19 protein-coding genes and 1 pseudogene are annotated in these 18136 nt (G+C 43.3%); 3 read left to right on the top strand and 17 right to left on the bottom strand.

Annotated features, from left to right (window positions below):
- Positions 1–37: 37 nt before the first annotated feature.
- The 9 genes and pseudogenes from D8877_RS04040 to pnp all read right to left on the bottom strand — a co-directional run bounded on the left by D8877_RS04040 (position 38) and on the right by pnp (position 7260).
- Complete coding sequence (locus D8877_RS04040; RefSeq protein WP_004185361.1) at positions 38–430, bottom strand: Mini-ribonuclease 3; 393 nt, start codon at positions 428–430, stop codon at positions 38–40.
- On the bottom strand, positions 423–1766 hold the full coding sequence (gene cysS, locus D8877_RS04035; protein ID WP_125340349.1) for a cysteine--tRNA ligase: 1344 nt from the start codon (positions 1764–1766) through the stop codon (positions 423–425). Before cysS ends, D8877_RS04040 begins: the two co-directional genes overlap by 8 nt.
- 17 nt (positions 1767–1783) lie before the next feature.
- Complete coding sequence (locus tag D8877_RS04030) at positions 1784–2305, bottom strand: dihydrofolate reductase family protein (RefSeq protein WP_000301974.1); 522 nt, start codon at positions 2303–2305, stop codon at positions 1784–1786.
- Between the two features lie 183 nt (positions 2306–2488).
- On the bottom strand, positions 2489–2620 hold the full coding sequence (locus D8877_RS12405) for a hypothetical protein (protein ID WP_260468653.1): 132 nt from the start codon (positions 2618–2620) through the stop codon (positions 2489–2491).
- A gap of 22 nt (positions 2621–2642) precedes the next feature.
- Positions 2643–3320 carry a hypothetical protein gene (locus D8877_RS04025; protein ID WP_260468652.1) on the bottom strand — a complete coding sequence of 226 codons (678 nt, stop codon included), beginning with the start codon at positions 3318–3320 and terminating at the stop codon, positions 2643–2645.
- A pseudogene (locus tag D8877_RS04020) lies at positions 3317–4087 on the bottom strand (nucleoside phosphorylase). Before D8877_RS04020 ends, D8877_RS04025 begins: the two are co-directional and overlap by 4 nt.
- Before the next feature lie 13 nt (positions 4088–4100).
- Positions 4101–4319: a YdeI/OmpD-associated family protein gene (locus tag D8877_RS04015; RefSeq protein WP_125340348.1), complete on the bottom strand. Its 219-nt coding sequence runs from the start codon at positions 4317–4319 to the stop codon at positions 4101–4103.
- Positions 4320–4349: 30 nt separating this feature from the next.
- Positions 4350–4967 carry a serine O-acetyltransferase gene (gene cysE / locus D8877_RS04010; RefSeq protein WP_002899011.1) on the bottom strand — a complete coding sequence of 206 codons (618 nt, stop codon included), beginning with the start codon at positions 4965–4967 and terminating at the stop codon, positions 4350–4352.
- Between the two features lie 91 nt (positions 4968–5058).
- Complete coding sequence (gene pnp, locus D8877_RS04005) at positions 5059–7260, bottom strand: polyribonucleotide nucleotidyltransferase (protein WP_125340347.1); 2202 nt, start codon at positions 7258–7260, stop codon at positions 5059–5061.
- A 424-nt stretch (positions 7261–7684) separates the two neighbouring features.
- Between pnp and D8877_RS04000 the strand changes: the two genes are divergently transcribed.
- Positions 7685–9046: an MFS transporter gene (locus D8877_RS04000; protein ID WP_125352504.1), complete on the top strand. Its 1362-nt coding sequence runs from the start codon at positions 7685–7687 to the stop codon at positions 9044–9046.
- Positions 9047–9161: 115 nt separating this feature from the next.
- Positions 9162–10958: an oligoendopeptidase F gene (pepF, locus tag D8877_RS03995; RefSeq protein ID WP_125352502.1), complete on the top strand. Its 1797-nt coding sequence runs from the start codon at positions 9162–9164 to the stop codon at positions 10956–10958.
- Positions 10959–11010: 52 nt separating this feature from the next.
- Here pepF and D8877_RS03990 read toward each other — a convergent pair whose 3' ends face one another.
- The 4 genes from D8877_RS03990 to D8877_RS03970 form a co-directional block, all read right to left on the bottom strand.
- Positions 11011–11421 carry a hypothetical protein gene (locus tag D8877_RS03990; RefSeq protein ID WP_125352500.1) on the bottom strand — a complete coding sequence of 137 codons (411 nt, stop codon included), beginning with the start codon at positions 11419–11421 and terminating at the stop codon, positions 11011–11013.
- A gap of 155 nt (positions 11422–11576) precedes the next feature.
- Positions 11577–11891, bottom strand: a complete 315-nt coding sequence (gene trxA / locus D8877_RS03985) for a thioredoxin (RefSeq protein WP_125337654.1) — start codon at positions 11889–11891, stop codon at positions 11577–11579.
- An 18-nt stretch (positions 11892–11909) separates the two neighbouring features.
- Entirely contained in the window at positions 11910–12131 is a 222-nt protein-coding gene (locus D8877_RS03980; RefSeq protein WP_002899027.1) for a DUF4649 family protein, read from the bottom strand.
- A gap of 188 nt (positions 12132–12319) precedes the next feature.
- A complete protein-coding gene (locus D8877_RS03970) occupies positions 12320–12733 on the bottom strand; it encodes a YjdF family protein (protein ID WP_125340342.1) in 414 nt (137 codons plus the stop codon).
- A 288-nt stretch (positions 12734–13021) separates the two neighbouring features.
- Between D8877_RS03970 and D8877_RS03965 the strand changes: the two genes are divergently transcribed.
- Positions 13022–13948, top strand: a complete 927-nt coding sequence (locus tag D8877_RS03965; RefSeq protein WP_125340341.1) for an alpha/beta hydrolase family protein — start codon at positions 13022–13024, stop codon at positions 13946–13948.
- A 499-nt stretch (positions 13949–14447) separates the two neighbouring features.
- Here the strand turns inward: D8877_RS03965 and rpsO are convergent, their stop codons facing one another.
- From rpsO to D8877_RS03940, 4 genes are all read right to left on the bottom strand, one after another.
- Positions 14448–14717 carry a 30S ribosomal protein S15 gene (gene rpsO / locus D8877_RS03960; protein WP_004193424.1) on the bottom strand — a complete coding sequence of 90 codons (270 nt, stop codon included), beginning with the start codon at positions 14715–14717 and terminating at the stop codon, positions 14448–14450.
- A 247-nt stretch (positions 14718–14964) separates the two neighbouring features.
- Entirely contained in the window at positions 14965–15993 is a 1029-nt protein-coding gene (locus D8877_RS03950; protein ID WP_002907980.1) for a hypothetical protein, read from the bottom strand.
- Positions 15994–16190: 197 nt separating this feature from the next.
- Entirely contained in the window at positions 16191–16919 is a 729-nt protein-coding gene (locus tag D8877_RS03945; protein WP_125340339.1) for a pseudouridine synthase, read from the bottom strand.
- Between the two features lie 11 nt (positions 16920–16930).
- Complete coding sequence (locus D8877_RS03940) at positions 16931–18100, bottom strand: MFS transporter (protein WP_125352498.1); 1170 nt, start codon at positions 18098–18100, stop codon at positions 16931–16933.
- Positions 18101–18136 lie beyond the last annotated feature (36 nt).

Here is an 18136-nt window from a genome sequence, read left to right as displayed (position 1 = left end):
TTTATCTAGTTTGTAAACGGAGCTAGAAAATCTTTTTTTATTTGCTTTCCTCCACCCGTTGAATACACCAGTCAATCAGCTCTTCCAGTCGCTCAATGGCTTCGGTCATATGCAAGTAGCCCATGACTGCCTCAAAGCCGGTAGACATACGGTAGGTGACGATGTCCGTATTCTTAGCCTTGGTATGGCTGTTGGCATTGCGGCCGCGCTTGTAGATATCCTCTTCCTTCTCCGTCAGAATCCCTTCTTCCAGCATGAGAGAAATGAGGTTGGCCTGAGCCTTGGCAGAAACATACTTAGTCGCTTCCCTATGCAGCTGATTGGGCTTGGTCAGACCTTGAAAAATCAGGTGACGCCGGATATACATGGAGTAGACAGCATCTCCCTCAAAGGCGAGGGCAATACCGTTAATCAGGTTGACATCAGTCACGTGTCCACCTCACTCCGTCCTTAGTATCCAAGAGCTTGATGCCCTGAGCGGCCAATTCATCCCGAATACGGTCTGCAGTCGCAAAGTCCCGATTAGCCCGCGCTGCTTGGCGTTCCTCAATCAAGCGCTCAATGTCCGCATCCAAAACTTCTTCTACAAAGACGATACCAAAAACTTCTAAGAGCTTGGCCAAGGCTGCCTTGACTTCAGCGGTGTAATTGCCAGAGTTAATCCACTTGGCTAACTCGAAGACAACCGTGATACCATTGGCCGCATTGAAATCTTCGTCCATTGCAGCTGTGAACTTGTCCAGAAAGGCCTGAATCTGAGCAGAGTCTGCCTGACCCGTGAAAGGCTGCTCATAGGTATTCTTCAAATATTTGAGATTGGTCGCTGCATCATGAACAGCTTTTTCCGTGAAATTAATAGGCTTACGATAATGCTGGGTAGCAAAGAAGAAACGCAGCACCTGACCATCAATGGTCTTGAGGGCATCATGAACGGTTATAAAATTACCTAGAGACTTGGACATCTTAACATCGTCAATGTTGACAAAGCCATTATGCATCCAGTAGTTGGCAAAAGTCTGACCAGTCTTGGCCTCTGACTGGGCGATTTCATTGGTATGGTGAGGAAACTCTAGGTCTGCCCCACCACCGTGGATATCAATAGTATCACCCAAAATCTCCGTTGACATGACCGAACACTCAATATGCCAGCCCGGACGGCCTGCTCCCCAAGGGCTGTCCCAGGAAATCTCACCTGGCTTAGCTGCCTTCCAGAGAGCAAAGTCTACTGGATTTTCCTTACGAGCAGTCTCCTCATCTGTCCGGCCAGAAGCACCCAACTCCAAGTCTGCCAAGGTTTTATTGGCTAATTTGGCATAGTTTTGGGATTTTTCCACACGGAAATAGACATCGCCCTCTGACTCATAGGCAAAACCTTTTTCAATCAAGTCTTCCACAAAACGGATGATGTCAGCCATAAACTCCACCACCCGCGGATGACGAGTCGCAGGTTTTACACCCAAAGCTGATACATCCTCACGAAAAGCTGCGATATACTTGTCAGCCACTTCTTTGGGAGTGATGCCTTCTTCCTTGGCCCGATGGATAATCTTATCATCCACATCTGTAAAGTTGGAAATATAATTGACCTCAAATCCCCGATACTCAAAATAGCGGCGAACAGTGTCAAAAGCTACTGTTGAGCGGGCATTGCCGACATGGATATAGTTGTATACAGTTGGCCCACAGACATACATCTTAACCTTGCCGTCCTCAATAGGTACAAATTCTCGCAAATCACGAGACATGGTGTCGTAAATTTTAATCATGCGGTCCACTCCCTTCTCTATTTCTGACTTTTTCGGCTGAAAACCAGCTCTGCAAAAGGGCCAAATTGTCTGAGGCTATCCAGTTGGTAAAAGCGCTGCCCTTCCTCTTGGGTAAAGAGGGGAACCCCCTTTCCTAGGATAAGGGGCGCTATCTGAATAATGAGGTGGTCAAAAAGATCCGCATCCAAGAGCGGTCCTACCAAGGAATTACCACCAATCACAAAGACATTTTTGCCTTTGTCAATCTGGTGAACAAAGTCCACCACATCCCCAGCTACTGGCTGGTAATTGCTGACAGGCAGGTGCCTATCATGCGTAAAGACATAGTTTTCCGTAGCTTGATAAAAACTTTCTACATCTTGCAAATCTTGGATTTCCTCAAAGGTCCGCTTGCCCATGATGGTGATATCCATTTGCCTGTAAAAGTCATCATAGCCTGTATCCTCTACAGAACCAAGCTGATGCAGCCAGTCTATCCTGTGCTGGCTGTCTGCCAAGTAGCCATCCATGGTGATACAGCCGTAAAAATATACTGCCATTCTTATAGTTACCTTTCTAGTTCTGCTTCGCCTTCACTTAGCGGGATAGACCCAGATGATTAGACCTAAGCTAATCAAAGTATTCAGCAAAATCCTTGCTGGACAAGAAAAATAAGCCAGACAACAGCAATTCCAACCTGCAGCAGAACGGTTCATTCTTAAACATTCAAGCGCCTCTCCAGTCTACTTCCGGCTCAAATGGTAAAGGTAGGCAGGGAGCAGGACCAGAAGACCGAAAATCAGATTTCCTGCACGAAACAAACTGAATACAGAAACAAGACTTCCTGCCAACATGGTGTCATAGATTTTAATCATAATTACTCCTATATCCTACTATCTATAGTAATTTCAGCAATATATCAAAAAGTGTAGCAGCTGCACTCGCAACTTCAATACTTCTTAAGATCGGCTCATACTTCTCTACAAAATATTCCAATTTTTGTTTATCCTGCGGAGAAGTAATGATACTGTTAATTTCGCTATCTTTAATACCATGTTGAATCAATTCTGTTTTGTAAGCATTTAGCACTGAAACAATCTCATTATAATAAACACTATATCTATTATCTTGATAATTATTCCCGGCATAATTATTTTGAACAGGACCGTAGTTTATATCTCTATGACTCATATCAATAATTGATGTTAATTTATATATAATATAGGGTCCTTCTTTTTCGCTTACTCTTCCACTAGAATCATATTTTATTTCATAATATTCTCTATCTAGCAGTTCCGATATCATATAGGAATATCCATGTTCGTTAGTCCATATATCCCCTTGTCTATAATGACTTAATATATAATCTCGTTTATTTAATTGAGTCAATTTATACTCAAAAAACAGCCAAGTTTCACCATTATCCATTCTCAATGAATATTCCTGTAAATAAATTTTACTATAGTCCGTTTGAGCATCTTGTTTCTTTTCCTCTAATTTTTCTTTCCGATTTAAATATACAAGGAACATAATCAATATAACAAACAGACACATATATAGATAGTTTATAATCATATACCCCTATTTATCTCCTTTGCTATCATCAAAGCAATATTGAAAAAAATCATAGCATCTGCTTTTCTTTCTTCGTGTCTTGCATCCCACTCATTTTTATGATGATCCACATAGTCAGCTGTGTAGAAGAATTGATAGACTTTACTCTTGCGAAATTGACTCCAAGCCATGATAGCTGAAGCTTCCATGTCCACCACTTGGGCACCCGCAGCTAAGCGCCGCTTGACCTTATCAGGCGTTTCCCGATAAAAGGCATCAGTCGTCCAAGACTTAGCGCGGATATGCTCGATATCGTGCTTATCAAAGATGGCTTCCAGCTCGACCAACAAAGACTCGTCATAGGCGACTTCATCACCCGGTGGGGCATAGTGATAGCTAGTCCCTTCATCTCGCAAAGCGGCTGCAGGCAGGATGATTTTATCCGCCTCAATTGAGCGGTCCAAAACGCCACAGGAACCTAGAATGATGAAATTCTTGAAGCCTCTAGTCACCAACTCCTCCAGCTGGCCGACTATCATGGGAGCCCCAATTGGAGCCAACATAACTGCTAGCTTGCTAGTTCCTTGGTCATAAATATACCATGGATGCTATCCGTTTATGCTTTTCAAATAGCCTCCTGGATAGACTTCTTCTGACTCAATCAAACGTTTCAGAATTTCGCCATTAAAGGACAGGATGATGGTTTCGCATACCTCACCTTTGTCAATAATCTGTCTATCTGTTGGTTCAATAACCCCAGCTACATCTTCAAATTCCTCTAATAGCATAAGTTCTCTTTCTTTAAGGCTTCAGCAAATCCACCTTCATCTTTTCTATGCGACGCAACTTGGTCTCATCTTTTTTGGCTTCACTGATATAGCGAGCCCATTCACGCTGGTGGCTAGGCGGCAATTTTGTAAAACGCTCCTTGGCAAGACCGTCCAACCCTTCTTTCAGTTCAAGGACTATCTGGTTCAAAATAGCATCTGATAAATCTGACATGTCGGTTCCTCCTGTCATATTTTACTTAGATAACTTTGCCAACCTTTTCTACAGACTTGACGAATGGTGGCTGGCTTCACGGGCATGCTCTAGCTTGTCTAGATAGTATTCCCGTTTCTCCTCTACCTCGTGAATGGTTGGCTCGTCTTTCTCACCGTGAACACGGACAATCTTGGCCGGTACACCAACAACTGTCACATCACTTGGAACATCAGCCACTACAACTGCACCGGCTCCGACCTTGGCTTTTTCACCAATCTCAATTGGTCCAATGACTTGAGCATGGGCAGAGACCAAGGCACCTCGACGGACGGTCGGATGGCGTTTGCCTGTATCCTTTCCCGTCCCGCCTAGAGTCACGCCGTGGTAAAGCATGGCCCCCTTCTCCACAATGGCCGTTTCTCCAATCACCAGGCCACTGCCATGGTCGATGAAGACACCTGACTCAATCTGAGCGCCAGGATGAATCTCAATCTGAGTCCAGAAACGCCAGAATTGACTGTGCATGCGCGCTAACAGCTTGAAGCCGTGCCGCCACAAAAAATGCGAGAGGCGGTGGGCCGCCAAAGCTTTGATACCTGGATAGGTTAGCAAGACTTCCAGCGACGTTCGTGCCGCCGGGTCATTTTCTTTTACAATATCAATGGATTCCTTCCACCAACCCATGCTGGCCTCCTTCCTTCTCTAAACAAGGAGAGACGAGAACTAGGCTCGCCTCTGCCGATTTTTGATGAGGTCTACAGGGATAAGCGACCTCTTATTCTTCTGTTTTAGGGCTTTCTTGATGGTCCTTATGACCTTTGTGCTCCTTGCGCGGATGATGCCCCTTGTCGTGATGATGTTTTGGCTTATCAGACTTTGGTGGACGCGGCAGCAATACTTTCATGGAAGCATCTACTCGGCCTTTGGCATCAATCTTGATAACCTTGACATCCACTTCATCACCGATTTGTACAACATCCTCAACATTGTTAGTCCGAGTCCAAGCCAGCTCTGAAATATGAACCAGTGCATCCGTCTTGTCAAAGAGATTAACAAAGGCTCCGAATTTCTCAATCCGAACAACCTTGGCATGGTAGACTTCATCCACTTTTGCTTCGCGGACCAAGCCAGCAATGATTTCCTTGGCACGATTAATCGCATCTTGGTCGCTTGAGTAGATGGATACATTACCCTCTTCATCAATATCAATCTTGACACCGGTTTCAGCGATAATCTTGTCGATGGTTTCTCCACCTTTACCGATGACAATCTTAATCTTATCTACATCAATCTTGATGGTGTCGATTTTCGGAGCAGTTGGAGCCAACTCAGGACGTGGAGCCGGAATCGTCGCTTCAATCAAGTCCAGGATTTCAAAGCGGGCTTTCTTAGCCTGAGCCAGAGCTTCTGTCAGGATCTCCGCTGTAATTCCTTCAATCTTGATATCCATCTGCAGGGCGGTAATCCCTTCGCGAGTACCAGCTACCTTAAAGTCCATATCACCAAAATGGTCTTCCAAACCTTGAATGTCCGTCAGAACCGTGTAGTTGCTGCCATCTGAAATCAAGCCCATGGCAATTCCGGCAACCGGCGCCTTAATCGGCACACCACCTGCCATCAGAGCCAAAGTCCCCGCACAGATAGAGGCCTGTGAGGAAGAACCGTTTGACTCCAAGACTTCTGCCACCAAGCGGATAGCGTAAGGAAACTCTTCCAAGCTAGGCAAGACTTGCTCCAAGGCACGTTCCCCAAGAGCACCGTGTCCGATTTCACGACGGCCAGGAGCCCCATAACGACCTGTCTCACCGACAGAGTATTGCGGGAAATTATAGTGGTGCATGAAGCGTTTCTTGTATTCTGGATCCAAGCCGTCCACGATTTGCGTTTCGCCCATTGGTGCCAGAGTCAGGACAGACAAGGCCTGGGTTTGCCCGCGAGTAAAGAGACCAGAACCATGCACGCGCGGCAGGTAATCCACTTCCGCATCCAGCGGACGGATTTCATCAACCTTACGGCCGTCAGGACGGACCTTATCTTCAGTAATCAAACGGCGCACTTCCGCGTGCTCCATTTGTTCCAAGATTTCAGCCACATCGCGCATGATACGGTCGAATTCTTCATGGTCCGCGTATTTCTCTTCATAAACTGCTGTGACTTGGTCTTTAACAGCCTGAGTCGCGGCTTCACGCGCTAGCTTTTCTTCTACCTGAACAGCCTTTTGCAAGTCACTGTTGTAGGCTGCAACAATCTCTGCCTGCAGCTCTTCATCAACATGCAGCAATTCTACTTCTGCTTTTTCCTTGCCGACTGCTGTGACAATTTCTTCTTGGAAGGCAATTAATTCCTTGACTGCTTCATGCCCTTTGAGAAGAGCTTCCAGCATGATATCTTCAGACAGTTCCTTGGCTCCAGACTCTACCATGTTGATAGCCTCTTTGGTACCAGCCACTGTCAGTTCCAAAAGTGAAACTTCTTTTTGCTCCTTGCTAGGGTTGATGATGAATTCACCATCTACATAGCCGACTTGAACTCCTGCGATAGGGCCGTTAAAAGGAATATCTGAGATAGAAAGAGCCAGAGAGCTACCGAACATAGCAGCCATTTGAGGCGAAGCATCTTCGTCATAAGAAAGAACCGTATTGATAACCTGAACTTCATTGCGGAAGCCTTCCGCAAACATAGGACGAATTGGACGGTCAATCAAGCGGGCAGTCAAAGTCGCATCTGTTGATGGACGGCCTTCGCGCTTGTTAAAGCCACCAGGATATTTCCCAGCTGCATACATTTTTTCCTCATAGTTGACCTGCAATGGGAAAAAGTCCCCAGTAGCCATCTTTTTGGACATAGTTGCCGCAGTTAAAACGGTACTTTCTCCATATCGAACAACGGCGCTACCATTTGCCTGTTTTGCAACCTGACCTGTTTCAACCACCAGCTCACGACCTGCAAAAACGGTTTTAAAAACTTGTTTTGTCATAAAGACTCCTTGCCGAGCATATGCTCAAATTTTTTCATACGCCTTGGCTACAAAGATCAAGATATTAAGCCGTTAAAAGCTCATAGCATAATCACAGCTGACAACTAACCTTCTGAGAATTTTAGCTTTAATATCATGGCCTTAGTAGCTTATTATATCCTCATCTTTGTATCAAGCACGTACAGACCTTATTTTACCACAATTTCAGCCAAAAGAAAAAGTCTGAAAATGGCTTTTTTCTATAAAAGTACTGAAAATCCATTTTTCTTTTCTATAGCTAATTATAGTTGGCTGTCAGAGTTCGTTTTTCACCTTTCGATTCGTCAAATAAGATGGCGGTATAGCCACTATTCACTTTTCAAAGAGGATTTCTTGCTTTATAATAAAGACAGTGACTCATTTCAAACATGTAAAGGAGACAATCGTGCCAGATCATCAAACAGTTGAAAAGAAAGATTTTTTCTCACTCCTTGCGACAGCCTTAGTCAGCTTTGCAGGCATCTTATCTGAAACCAGTATGAATGTAACCTTCCCGCATCTAAGTAAGGTCTTTGGGTTAGGATTGGGAACGCTGCAATGGATTACGACAGGGTATTTACTAGCAGTGGCCATCACGATTACTTTAGGAGCGACCTTAGCTCACAATTGGAAAGAGCGAACCATCCTCTTTACCGCTTTGGCCAACTTTTGCTTGGGCACACTGATTGCCATGTTGGCTCCAAGCTTTCCCATCTTGATGGTAGGGAGAATCCTACAAGGAGGAGCTACTGGATTAGCCATTCCTTTGCTCTTTAACTTGATTGTTGAGCGTGTTCCTAAGCAAAAAATCGGAACCTACATGGGCTTGTCTGGGATGGTGGTCAGCCTAGCACCAGCAATTGGGCCGACTTACGGTGGTTTTATGATTAGTCGTTTTGACTGGCATATGATTTATACCTTTATTCTTCCTGTCCCAATCATTTCCTTTATTCTTGGATTTTTCTTTTTAAGAAATTCAGAGAAGTCTAGGAAACGAGCCTTTGATCTTCTCTCATTTCTCCTCTTAGCAAGCTCACTCGTCTTTGCTATTGTAGCCATCTCCAGCTTAGAAGAAGGACATATCGATTGGCTCTATCTTGTTCTCTGCCTACTGCCACTAGCTTGCTTCATCTATCGGAGCTTGAAGATTGACCATCCATTCTTAGATATTCGGATTTTAAAGCAACCAACAGTTTTATTGGCTATTTTACCCTTCTTTATTTTTCAATTTATAAACCTATCGGCTAATTTTCTGATTCCCAACTTCCTGGTCATAGAAAAAGACATTTCAACCGCTCAGGCAGGCTTTGCATTACTTCCGGGAACCATGCTTGGAGCCTTCCTATCTCCTCTCTTTGGTAAACTCTATGATAGAAAAGGTCCGAAACCAACCCTATTTACAGGAAATTCACTTCTTTTCCTTGCTGTATCCTTGCTCCTTATCTTCACAAAAGAACTCACCTTAACAGCTGTTATTGCGATTTATATTTGCTTTACCTTGGGACGAAACATGGCCTTCAATAACACACTTGCCCTAGCGACGACTCAAGTTGATAAAGAAAAAACCGCAGATACGACTGCGCTGTTTCAACTAGCCCAGACCTTTGCGGGTGCTATAGGTACTGCAGTAACGGCTGTCATCGCCAATCAAGCTCCCAATATGACAAAAGGAACTCAAAACGTCTTTACCCTTTTATTGGGCTTGGTTATTTTCGTATTCTTATCTTATCTACTGCTTTTTAAAAAAATTGCTACAAAGAAACTTTGACTTTTATCCTCGATCTGATAAACAGCTAAAAATTACTGACTTATCTTTCTCCCCCAAAGACATTTTGGGGGATTTTTTGCTATACTATTTCTATATACGACAAAAGGAGTAAACTATGGAACAAAAACATCGTTCTGAATTTCCGGAAAATGAACTCTGGGACCTAACGGCCCTTTACCAAGACCAAGAGGACTTCCTGCGGGCCATCGAAAAGGCCAGAGAGGATATCCAGAAATTCGTCCGTGATTACCAAGGCAAACTTAGCACTTTCGAAGATTTTGAGCGGGCTTTTGCTGAGTTAGAGCAGATTTATATCCAAATCAGCCACATCGGCAACTACGGCTTTATGCCACAGACCACTGACTTTGGCGACGAGAGCTTTGCGCAGATTGCCCAAGCAGCCATGGAGTTTGAGACCGAGGCCAATGTTGCACTCAGCTTCTTTGACGACGCTCTGGTCAGTGCAGATGAGTCTGTCTTAGAGAGACTAGGCCAAGAGCCCCATTTGACCTCAGCCATTCGCCAGGCTAAAATCAAAAAAGCCCACTATCTGGGAGCAGATGTCGAAAAAGCCTTGACCAATCTAGGTGAAGTCTTTTACAGTCCACAGGATATTTACACTAAGATGCGGGCCGGCGACTTTGCCATGGCTGACTTTGAAGTAGACGGCAAAGTTTACAAAAACAGCTTTGTCACCTATGAGAATTTCTACCAAAACCATGAAAATGCAGAAATCCGCGAAAAATCTTTCCGTTCTTTCTCTGAAGGCCTTCGTCAGCATCAAAACACTGCCGCTGCTGCCTATCTGGCTCAGGTCAAGTCTGAAAAATTACTAGCTGACATGAAGGGCTATGACTCTGTCTTTGACTACTTGCTAGCTGAGCAAGAAGTTGATCGCTCTATGTTTGATCGGCAGATTGACTTGATTATGAGCGAATTTGCCCCAGTAGCTCAGAAATACCTCAAGCATGTCGCTAAGGTAAACGGACTTGAAAAAATGACCTTTGCTGACTGGAAGCTGGACTTGGACAGCGAGCTCAATCCCGAAGTCAGTATTGATGATGCCTACGACCTGGTTATGAAGTCAGTCGAGCCACTCGGACAAGAGTATTGTCAAGAAGTTGCCCGCTATAAGGAAGAACGCTGGGTCGACTTTGCGGCCAATGCCGGGAAAGACTCTGGAGGCTATGCTGCTGATCCTTATCGGGTCCATCCTTATGTCCTCATGAGCTGGACTGGCCGCATGAGCGATGTCTATACTCTGATTCACGAGATCGGCCATTCTGGTCAGTTTATCTTCTCTGACAATCACCAAAGCTACTTCAACGCCCACATGTCCACCTACTACGTGGAAGCACCGTCTACCTTTAATGAACTCCTGCTCAGTGATTATCTGGAACGCCAGTTTGATAACCCACGCCAGAAACGCTTTGCCCTGGCTCACCGTCTGACGGATACCTACTTCCATAACTTCATTACTCACTTGCTGGAAGCTGCCTTCCAACGCAAGGTCTATACATTGATTGAAGAAGGCGGAACCTTCGGCGCAAGCAAACTCAACGCTATCATGAAAGAAGTTTTGACAGAATTCTGGGGCGATGCCGTTGAGATTGACGACGATGCTGCCCTGACTTGGATGCGTCAGGCCCACTACTACATGGGGCTTTACAGCTATACTTACTCAGCAGGCTTAGTCATCTCTACCGCCGGTTATCTACACCTGAAAAATAACGAAAATGGTGCCCGTGACTGGCTTGAACTGCTCAAATCTGGCGGCAGCAAGACTCCGCTTGAGTCAGCCATAATTATCGGAGCAGATATCTCAACTGACAAACCACTCCGTGATACTATCCAATTCTTGTCAGACACAGTTGATCAGATTATTGCTTACAGCGAGGAGTTGGGGGAATAAAGAATAAACAAAATCAGCTTGAAGATTTGCTTCAAGCTGATTTTTAAATAGTTTAATAAAAATAAAGAGGCCCAAAAAAGTGGAAATAAAGTAAAATGTAGGCACTAAAACAAGCGATAAATATAAGCCATCTTGTCCAGTACTGTGACTTAGTATAATTCTTCATTCGCAACAGCCCGATGAAAAACCAGATCAAACTCCAAAACACGAGGCCTAATATCTGAGGGGCAAAATACGAAATTAAGAGCAAAACAGGGATCAACAAGGCTAATACTAGTATGATTCTTTTTTGCGTGATCTGCTCTCTAGGAATCATCCAGCCTACAAAAAAACACAAAACCGCTGGAGCAACAAATGGCGTAAAAATCATAAAAACAAATAAAAGATGTTTTAGCAACTCAATAATAATCATTACCTCATTCCCATTATGTTTTAAATAACCCGGATCTCTAGCGTAACCCATTGAAAAAAATTTACCTCTACTTATTATACCTTAAAATATGCATTTTCAAATAAAAATTTTAAATTGACTCATTATTGTTATAATCGAAATAAAAAAGACTGCTCCAAACAGAGCAGTCTCATTTTAAAACAGGTCTATATAATCGTAATTTTACTTTATCCCAACTCCGCCACAATGGCTTTAATCTGCTGGGCTGTATGGACACCCGCTAACTGCTTAACGACCTGACCGTCTTTTTTAAAGAGCAAGGTCGGGATAGACATGATGCCAAAGGCGCGTGCTGTAGCTGGATTTTCATCGACATCCATCTTGACAATCTTGAGCTCATCTTCGGAAAGTTCCTCTGAGAGCTTGTCAAGGATTGGACCCTGCATGCGACATGGCCCGCACCAAGTGGCCCAAAAGTCAATGAGCACTAATCCATCTTTTGTTTCTTGCTCAAATGTTGCATCTGTGATTGCTTTTACCATTATTTTTCTCCTTTATTCTTAGTCAAACTTTGTCAAATCCTGCTTCATCAGGAAAAAGAAGACGTCGCCGTAAGTACCCTGGTAGTTCAAATCATGGCCTTTATAAGTCAGCTTTTTAACTGGGTAATAATCCGCCACTCCAATCAAGCAGGCTTGCTGGGACTGCTCAAACTCCTGATAAGACTCAAAGGTCATCTTCCGCTCCTGCTTGACAGCATCCAAATATGTAATTTCAATCATAAACTCTCCTTTTTAAAACTACGCTTGTAATTTTTATTTTATGATTATATTGTAATATCTTTAGTTACATCTGTCAAATAAAACGACTTGGAGAAATCAATTCGTTTTTCAAGCCACTCACCGATTTCCTGATAAACAAAAAAGCCTCCCATCGGAAGACTTTCCCATATAAATAAGAAAAACCAGGCTCAATGCCCCTTGTGCTTTTTCAACCGTTTTTGCTGTTTGAGTTCAAATTTCCTTTGCTTAGCCAGTTCTTTCTGCTGCTTGCGCTTGACTCGAGCAATTTTCTTTTGCTCTTCAAACTGCAGCTTCAGCGCTTCCTGAGACTTTGAAGAACGTGAAGCCATCTGCTCTTTTTTAGCCTGTCTCTGCATGCGTTTAGGACTGACCGACTTAGTCTTCTCCCTCACCCTGATGCTAGGACTAAACTGCAATCGATGATAATAACGGTTTAGAAAATCCAACAATTCCTGCGTGCTAGGCTCTGCACCAAAGGTGACTCGGCAAACTCTATAAGATTGAGCATGTTCCTGCTCGAAAAGACCGTGCCAAAATCCCTCTTCAAAATAAACTGTCAGCGTCATTGAAATCTTATCCATGACAGCACCTCCTTTAAAAAATCCCTAAGAATGGACAACCAAGGAGGAAGGTTACTGACAAAAAATGGTTTTTTGCGTCTGGACTACCAACCAGAACTGTGTTTTTATCTTAGTAGCTACAGTCTAGCAAGATTTTCTAAAAAATTCAAGATTATCGAAATCTCGCTTAGATAAGTGAATTGGATTTTCTTGTATGAAAGGCAGAAAAATCAAAAAACAAGAAAGCTCTCTTCTTGTAAAATACATTCATTTCCGCTATAATACTACAAATACTGAAAGGAGAGAACTATGAAGTATATATGGGCTTTCTTAGCAACCTTGAGCTTGGCTGGACTGGTTCTTTTCTTCTGGCATTCCCAGACCAAACCGAATCCTACCCCTCCTAAGCCAGAAACCACACAGACTGCTTCTAGCGAGAAAATCGACAATCAACCGACTCCGACAGAAGACATCGTGTCCGAGGAATACAGCGTTTCATACGACGACAAGCAGCTCTACGGAAAGATTACTGCACCTCGTGACTACAAGAGTAAAAAATTGCCGACTATTGTTATCGCACATGGATTGAATAACACCCTTGAACAATATGAAATGTACAGCCAACTGCTGGCAAAGCAAGGTTATCTGGTTTACAGCTTTGATTTCTACGGCGGCAGCCGCCAATCGAAAAGTGGTGGACAGGATATGCTGAATATGTCGGTCAAGACCGAACTGACAGACTTGACTCAAGTCATGGAAAAGCTTCGTTCTGAGGCCTTTGTAGATAAGAGCAAAATGAGCTTATTCGGTGCTAGCCAAGGTGGTGTCGTTGCCAGTCTCTATGCTGCTGCTTATCCGGACCGCGTGCACAAACTCATGCTCATCTTTCCAGCTTTCGTTCTTTTTGACGATGCCAAAGAGACCTATCGTGAGCTAGGGAGTCCTGATTTCGACCAACTTCCTGATAGCCTGACACACCACAATACTACTCTGGGCAAGATTTATCTGATCGATGCCTTAAACATTGACATCCAAGCAGAGCAGACCAACATCACGGCTCCGACCCTCATTATCCACGGCACTGATGATGCAGTCGTGCCCTACCAGTATGCTGTTCAAGCGAGCCAGACCATTCCAAATGCAAAGCTGGTCACTGTAGAAGGTGGGGAACATCGCATTGACGAAAGATTTGCTATCACTGCCGCTCCTGCAATCCAAAAATTCTTGAAAGAGTAAATTTGCTGATAGAAAAAGTTCTTCTAAAATAATAGAAGGGCTTTTTATTTGGAAAAATTAGAAGAATTAGACTAGGAAACAATATTTGAATATGCCAAAACGAACTAAGAAGAATGATGAATAAAAAGGTCTCTAAAACCAGAGAGCCAATTTGAGCTCGGGCTAAAATCCTGGTGAAAAAGAAAAGCTACTCTTTTGTAGAGCAGCTTCAACCTTGTCTATTCAATTGAACATGGCCTAAGCGAGTTAATAAAACAAAAAAGCCCTCTGGAGTTAGAGAGCCGATTTGAGCTCAGGCTAAAATCCTAGTGAAAAAGATGAAACTCCTTGTGTTCATTGAACACGGTGTCGTTTCCCTATTTCATACGGATTTTTGACGCCCTTAGCATCATGATCCTTGCTGGATAAAACGTTTATAAACTAGGCGACGAGGCGAAGATTGTACTGATGGTACATCGAGGCAAAGTCAACGAAGCATAGGAACCTTTTAGACGCAAGATTAACGACGAAGTCCAAGAGAGTTGATCAACTCACGGTAACGGTTAACGTCATTCTTACGAAGGTAAGCCAAAAGGTTACGACGGCGACCGATTTTCTTCATCAAACCACGGTAAGTAGCGTGGTCCTTTTTATGTTGTTTGATGTGGTCGTTGAGGTGGTTGATTTCCCAAGTAAGGACAGCAACTTGAACCTCTACTGAACCAGTGTCACCTTCGTGACGTGCGTATTGTGCAATGATTTCATTTTTTTTCTCTTTTGAGATTGCCATGATATACTCCTTTTCTTTACGCTTCATCCGAGTGGCAGGTTTGGCATGGCCTGCAACCAAGAAGAAGTTATTTGTCTTTACGACATACTTATTCTACCAAGAAGGTCTACCTTTGTCAAATGATTCTACTCCATCTTCTTCCCATCTAAATTGTAATTTTTGCTTGATAGCCAACCATAGGTGGCTACTCCCCTAGCAAGCAAATAAAGAGATAATCTACTCAGGATAGTCATAAAAAACCAGTCTCCTAGGACTGGTTAAAAAACTTTAGTTCATCTATCTTTTCTAAACTTGCTCTGATTGTACCACCAGTATCAAGAATAAGTATTTTCTTACCATTTTGGACTATTACGAAATAATTGTTAGAATTGATATCAATGTAGATATCCTTATTACTTTTGACTTGATAACCTTCTTCTCTGACTGATTCTTTAATCAAGGCAATCTTTTCCCCAACTTCTTTTTCACTCAGTTTCTCTTCAGGATTATCAGCAATCAATTTCGTATATTCTATAAAGGGATAGAGTCCCAATCTACTCGAATCACTAGAATTATATTCTTCATCACGATCGGATTCTATATTTACAATTCCAACGTCAGAGATACTTACGTTCATTGAATCTTCACTATTTTTGTAACGAATTTTCCACTCACCAATAAATACCTTAGGATACTGAACTTTATAAAATTGAAGACGCTTGATATACTGTGAGTCATTTGAACTATTGATACCTGAACGACTATCATAAATAATCATACTTCCATCATTTTGCAGAAGGTGGTAAATCTTGTTTTCGTCAATATAAGCAGAAAAGATAGCCTTAGTATTGAGTTTGAAATGTTTATCAAAGTCAGATAAGGTCTTAATTTTTGGATCGTTTTCTTCCTTAATAAATTTTTCAAAATCAGCCTTAGCTTTGTCTCCTTCAGCTAATTTTTCAATATCTTTTTTACCATTAAATAGCTTTTTCTTATCATTCAGTTCATAAACAAAAGAAATAGAGTCAGCTGGATTAATCCATACACCATCAAGGACCACATCTTTTCGTGGCATACCAAACAGTATAACTGCTGTAATCCCTATAATTGAAGTAGCTAGTCCTAAAATTCCCAAAATAATCCTTTGGCGCTTGTTCTTAGCTTGAAGCATCGTTGTTGCTTTAGGAATTTCTTGAGCTACAAACTTCCCACTTGTCTTTGCCGCTTGAAACTCTTGAGCTGTTGGTTTTCGATGATAAGTCGCTTCAAACTGCGCAACCCACTCATTCTGATTCATAAAATCCTCCTTTATAATGATTCTAACAATGAATTCTCATCGCTAGTAAACTAACTGTTTACTATATTGAAATTTATTATACCATATATATTAACTAGAAAAACATTTACTAGTGAAAAAATTTGTGACTTGGGCTAGCATTTGGCAGATTACAACTATATGAGATATACAAAATTAACTGTGAAGTACTACGTCATTTACAATTCAACCCCAAAGATTTCTAAAGAAAGTATTTCTGCCTCGGTCAGCCTCCGCCATTCTCCAAGTGCAAGTGCGGGATCTAACTGTAGGGGGCCCATCGTGAGGCGCTGAAGATCCGTAACTTCTTTTCCGCAAGCGGCAACCATGCGCTTGACTTGGTGGAACTTGCCCTCAGCTAAGGTAATTTCTACAAGAGAAGTCTCTTTTGCTTCATCCAGCTCTAAAATCTTGAGCTGAGCTGGCTGACAGGTGAAGTCTTTCAGTTCTATTCCTGCAGCAAAGCGCTCTACATCTGTTTGGTTCATCAGGCCCGCCACTTGAGCTCGGTAGATTTTTTCGACGTGCTTTTTGGGTGACAGCATGGCATGGGCCAGCTTGCCATTATTGGTCAGAAGGAGCAGGCCGTGGGTATCAATATCCAAGCGGCCGACAGGAAAGACTTCCTTCTGACGGGCAGTCTCGTCCAGCAAGTCCAGAACTGTCTTATGACGGCCATCTTCTGTCGCCGAAATGACTCCCTGCGGCTTGTTGAGAAGATAGTAGACGAATTTCTCATAGGTCAGCCTTTGGCCAGAAACAATAATCTCATCTGCTGTCTCATCAATCTGAGTCTTAGGTAATTTCTCTGCTCTGCCATTGACCAAAACCAGCCCTGTCTTTAGGAGCTGCTTGACCTGAGCGCGGGAGCCCAGACCATTTTCTGCTAAAAATTTATCCAGACGCATCGTATAACCTCCTAACTTTCTGAAGCCATTCCGCTCTTTTCTTTGCTAAATCTTAGCACAAAGAGCGAGGTCAGAATCATAGCCAGCCCCAAAACGCTGAAGATAAAGGCTGGGGCGTTGGAGAATCTCCCGATGAAACTGAGGACAAATGTAGTGGCCGTTGCTCCGATACTGCAACCTAAAATCACGATAGAAGTGGCTTGATTGAGCAGGTGGGCAGAAATGCGCTCGGACAGGGTGTAGAAAATGGTCGTCAGACCGACGCTATAGACAAAGCCAGCACTAATAGTAGCCATACTGAGTGACAAGAGATTAGGTGAGAAGCCAATGATAATCTGAGTCAAGCCAAAAAACAGACCAGAAAGCATCAGCAGTTTATCTCTAAAAAGACGGGTCAAACTAGCAAAGCTGATACCCGCTGCAATCCCAATCAACTGCATCAAGGAAAGAATCACGCCTGCAGTTTGGGCCGTCCCCATACCAGACTTCTCTACAATCCCCGGCACGCGCACATTGATGGCAATATAAGTCAGCACAATGACCCCCGCCACAAAGGCAAAAACTAGACTTAGCTGCCAATCCTGCCGGCTTAGCTTAGGAGTCGATTCAGACTGTTCTTGCTGCTTTTCAGAGACCTTGTCATAAGGGACAAAAAGCAGATAAAGCGCTAAAACCACTAGTCCGAAGGTATAGACGAGAAAGGCAGCCTGCCAGCCGAGAGGAAGAAGCCGACTGACTCCAAAAGTCAAGAGGGCTGTCCCGACTACTTCTGCTGATCCCCTCAGTCCTAAAAGCCGGACGCGTTCCTGTCCCTTGTAGCGCTCGCTAACAATCGAGATAGCCTTGGCATTGAGCAGACCGATTCCCATCCCAAAAACAAGCCGAGAGGCAAACATAAGCCAGTAAGACTGATTAAGAAGAGGAAGAAGCCCGCAGAGCGAAAAGATCAGAAGTCCGCTCACAATCATCTGACGCTCTGTCAGGTATTTTTCAATGACCCTATTAAACAGCAACATGAGCATAATCCCAGCCGAAGGCAAGGAAACCAATAGTTCTACCCAACTTTCTGGAATCCCTTTATAAAAAGCAAACATGGCCGACTGGGCACTGGAAATCGAAAAAGCCGTCGTCAGAATCAAAGAAAGCGAGAGGATACTCACCTTTTCCATCAATTTTTTCATTCTATTTTCCTTTAAAATTCACACTACCTCTATCAT

This window comes from Streptococcus sanguinis, from assembly GCF_003943735.1.
Taxonomy (GTDB): Bacteria; Bacillota; Bacilli; order Lactobacillales; family Streptococcaceae; genus Streptococcus; species Streptococcus sanguinis_E.
The sequence above is the reverse complement of the archived record's forward strand: the minus strand, read 5'-3'. Positions and strand labels throughout refer to the sequence as shown.

What these genes read in the sequence shown, in the direction of transcription:
- D8877_RS03965 (WP_125340341.1), top strand. Translation starts at nt 13,022, where the DNA reads ATGAAGTATATATGGGCTTTCTTAGCAACCTTGAGCTTGGCTGGACTG.
- D8877_RS03990 (WP_125352500.1), bottom strand. Translation starts at nt 11,421, where the DNA reads ATGGGTTACGCTAGAGATCCGGGTTATTTAAAACATAATGGGAATGAG.
- D8877_RS03940 (WP_125352498.1), bottom strand. Translation starts at nt 18,100, where the DNA reads ATGAAAAAATTGATGGAAAAGGTGAGTATCCTCTCGCTTTCTTTGATT.
- D8877_RS04015 (WP_125340348.1), bottom strand. Translation starts at nt 4,319, where the DNA reads ATGACAGGAGGAACCGACATGTCAGATTTATCAGATGCTATTTTGAAC.
- D8877_RS04030 (WP_000301974.1), bottom strand. Translation starts at nt 2,305, where the DNA reads ATGGCAGTATATTTTTACGGCTGTATCACCATGGATGGCTACTTGGCA.
- cysE (WP_002899011.1), bottom strand. Translation starts at nt 4,967, where the DNA reads ATGGGTTGGTGGAAGGAATCCATTGATATTGTAAAAGAAAATGACCCG.
- rpsO (WP_004193424.1), bottom strand. Translation starts at nt 14,717, where the DNA reads ATGGCAATCTCAAAAGAGAAAAAAAATGAAATCATTGCACAATACGCA.
- D8877_RS03980 (WP_002899027.1), bottom strand. Translation starts at nt 12,131, where the DNA reads ATGATTGAAATTACATATTTGGATGCTGTCAAGCAGGAGCGGAAGATG.
- trxA (WP_125337654.1), bottom strand. Translation starts at nt 11,891, where the DNA reads ATGGTAAAAGCAATCACAGATGCAACATTTGAGCAAGAAACAAAAGAT.
- pepF (WP_125352502.1), top strand. Translation starts at nt 9,162, where the DNA reads ATGGAACAAAAACATCGTTCTGAATTTCCGGAAAATGAACTCTGGGAC.
- D8877_RS12405 (WP_260468653.1), bottom strand. Translation starts at nt 2,620, where the DNA reads ATGATTAAAATCTATGACACCATGTTGGCAGGAAGTCTTGTTTCTGTA.
- D8877_RS03970 (WP_125340342.1), bottom strand. Translation starts at nt 12,733, where the DNA reads ATGGATAAGATTTCAATGACGCTGACAGTTTATTTTGAAGAGGGATTT.
- D8877_RS03945 (WP_125340339.1), bottom strand. Translation starts at nt 16,919, where the DNA reads ATGCGTCTGGATAAATTTTTAGCAGAAAATGGTCTGGGCTCCCGCGCT.
- D8877_RS04025 (WP_260468652.1), bottom strand. Translation starts at nt 3,320, where the DNA reads ATGATTATAAACTATCTATATATGTGTCTGTTTGTTATATTGATTATG.
- D8877_RS03950 (WP_002907980.1), bottom strand. Translation starts at nt 15,993, where the DNA reads ATGAATCAGAATGAGTGGGTTGCGCAGTTTGAAGCGACTTATCATCGA.
- pnp (WP_125340347.1), bottom strand. Translation starts at nt 7,260, where the DNA reads ATGACAAAACAAGTTTTTAAAACCGTTTTTGCAGGTCGTGAGCTGGTG.
- cysS (WP_125340349.1), bottom strand. Translation starts at nt 1,766, where the DNA reads ATGATTAAAATTTACGACACCATGTCTCGTGATTTGCGAGAATTTGTA.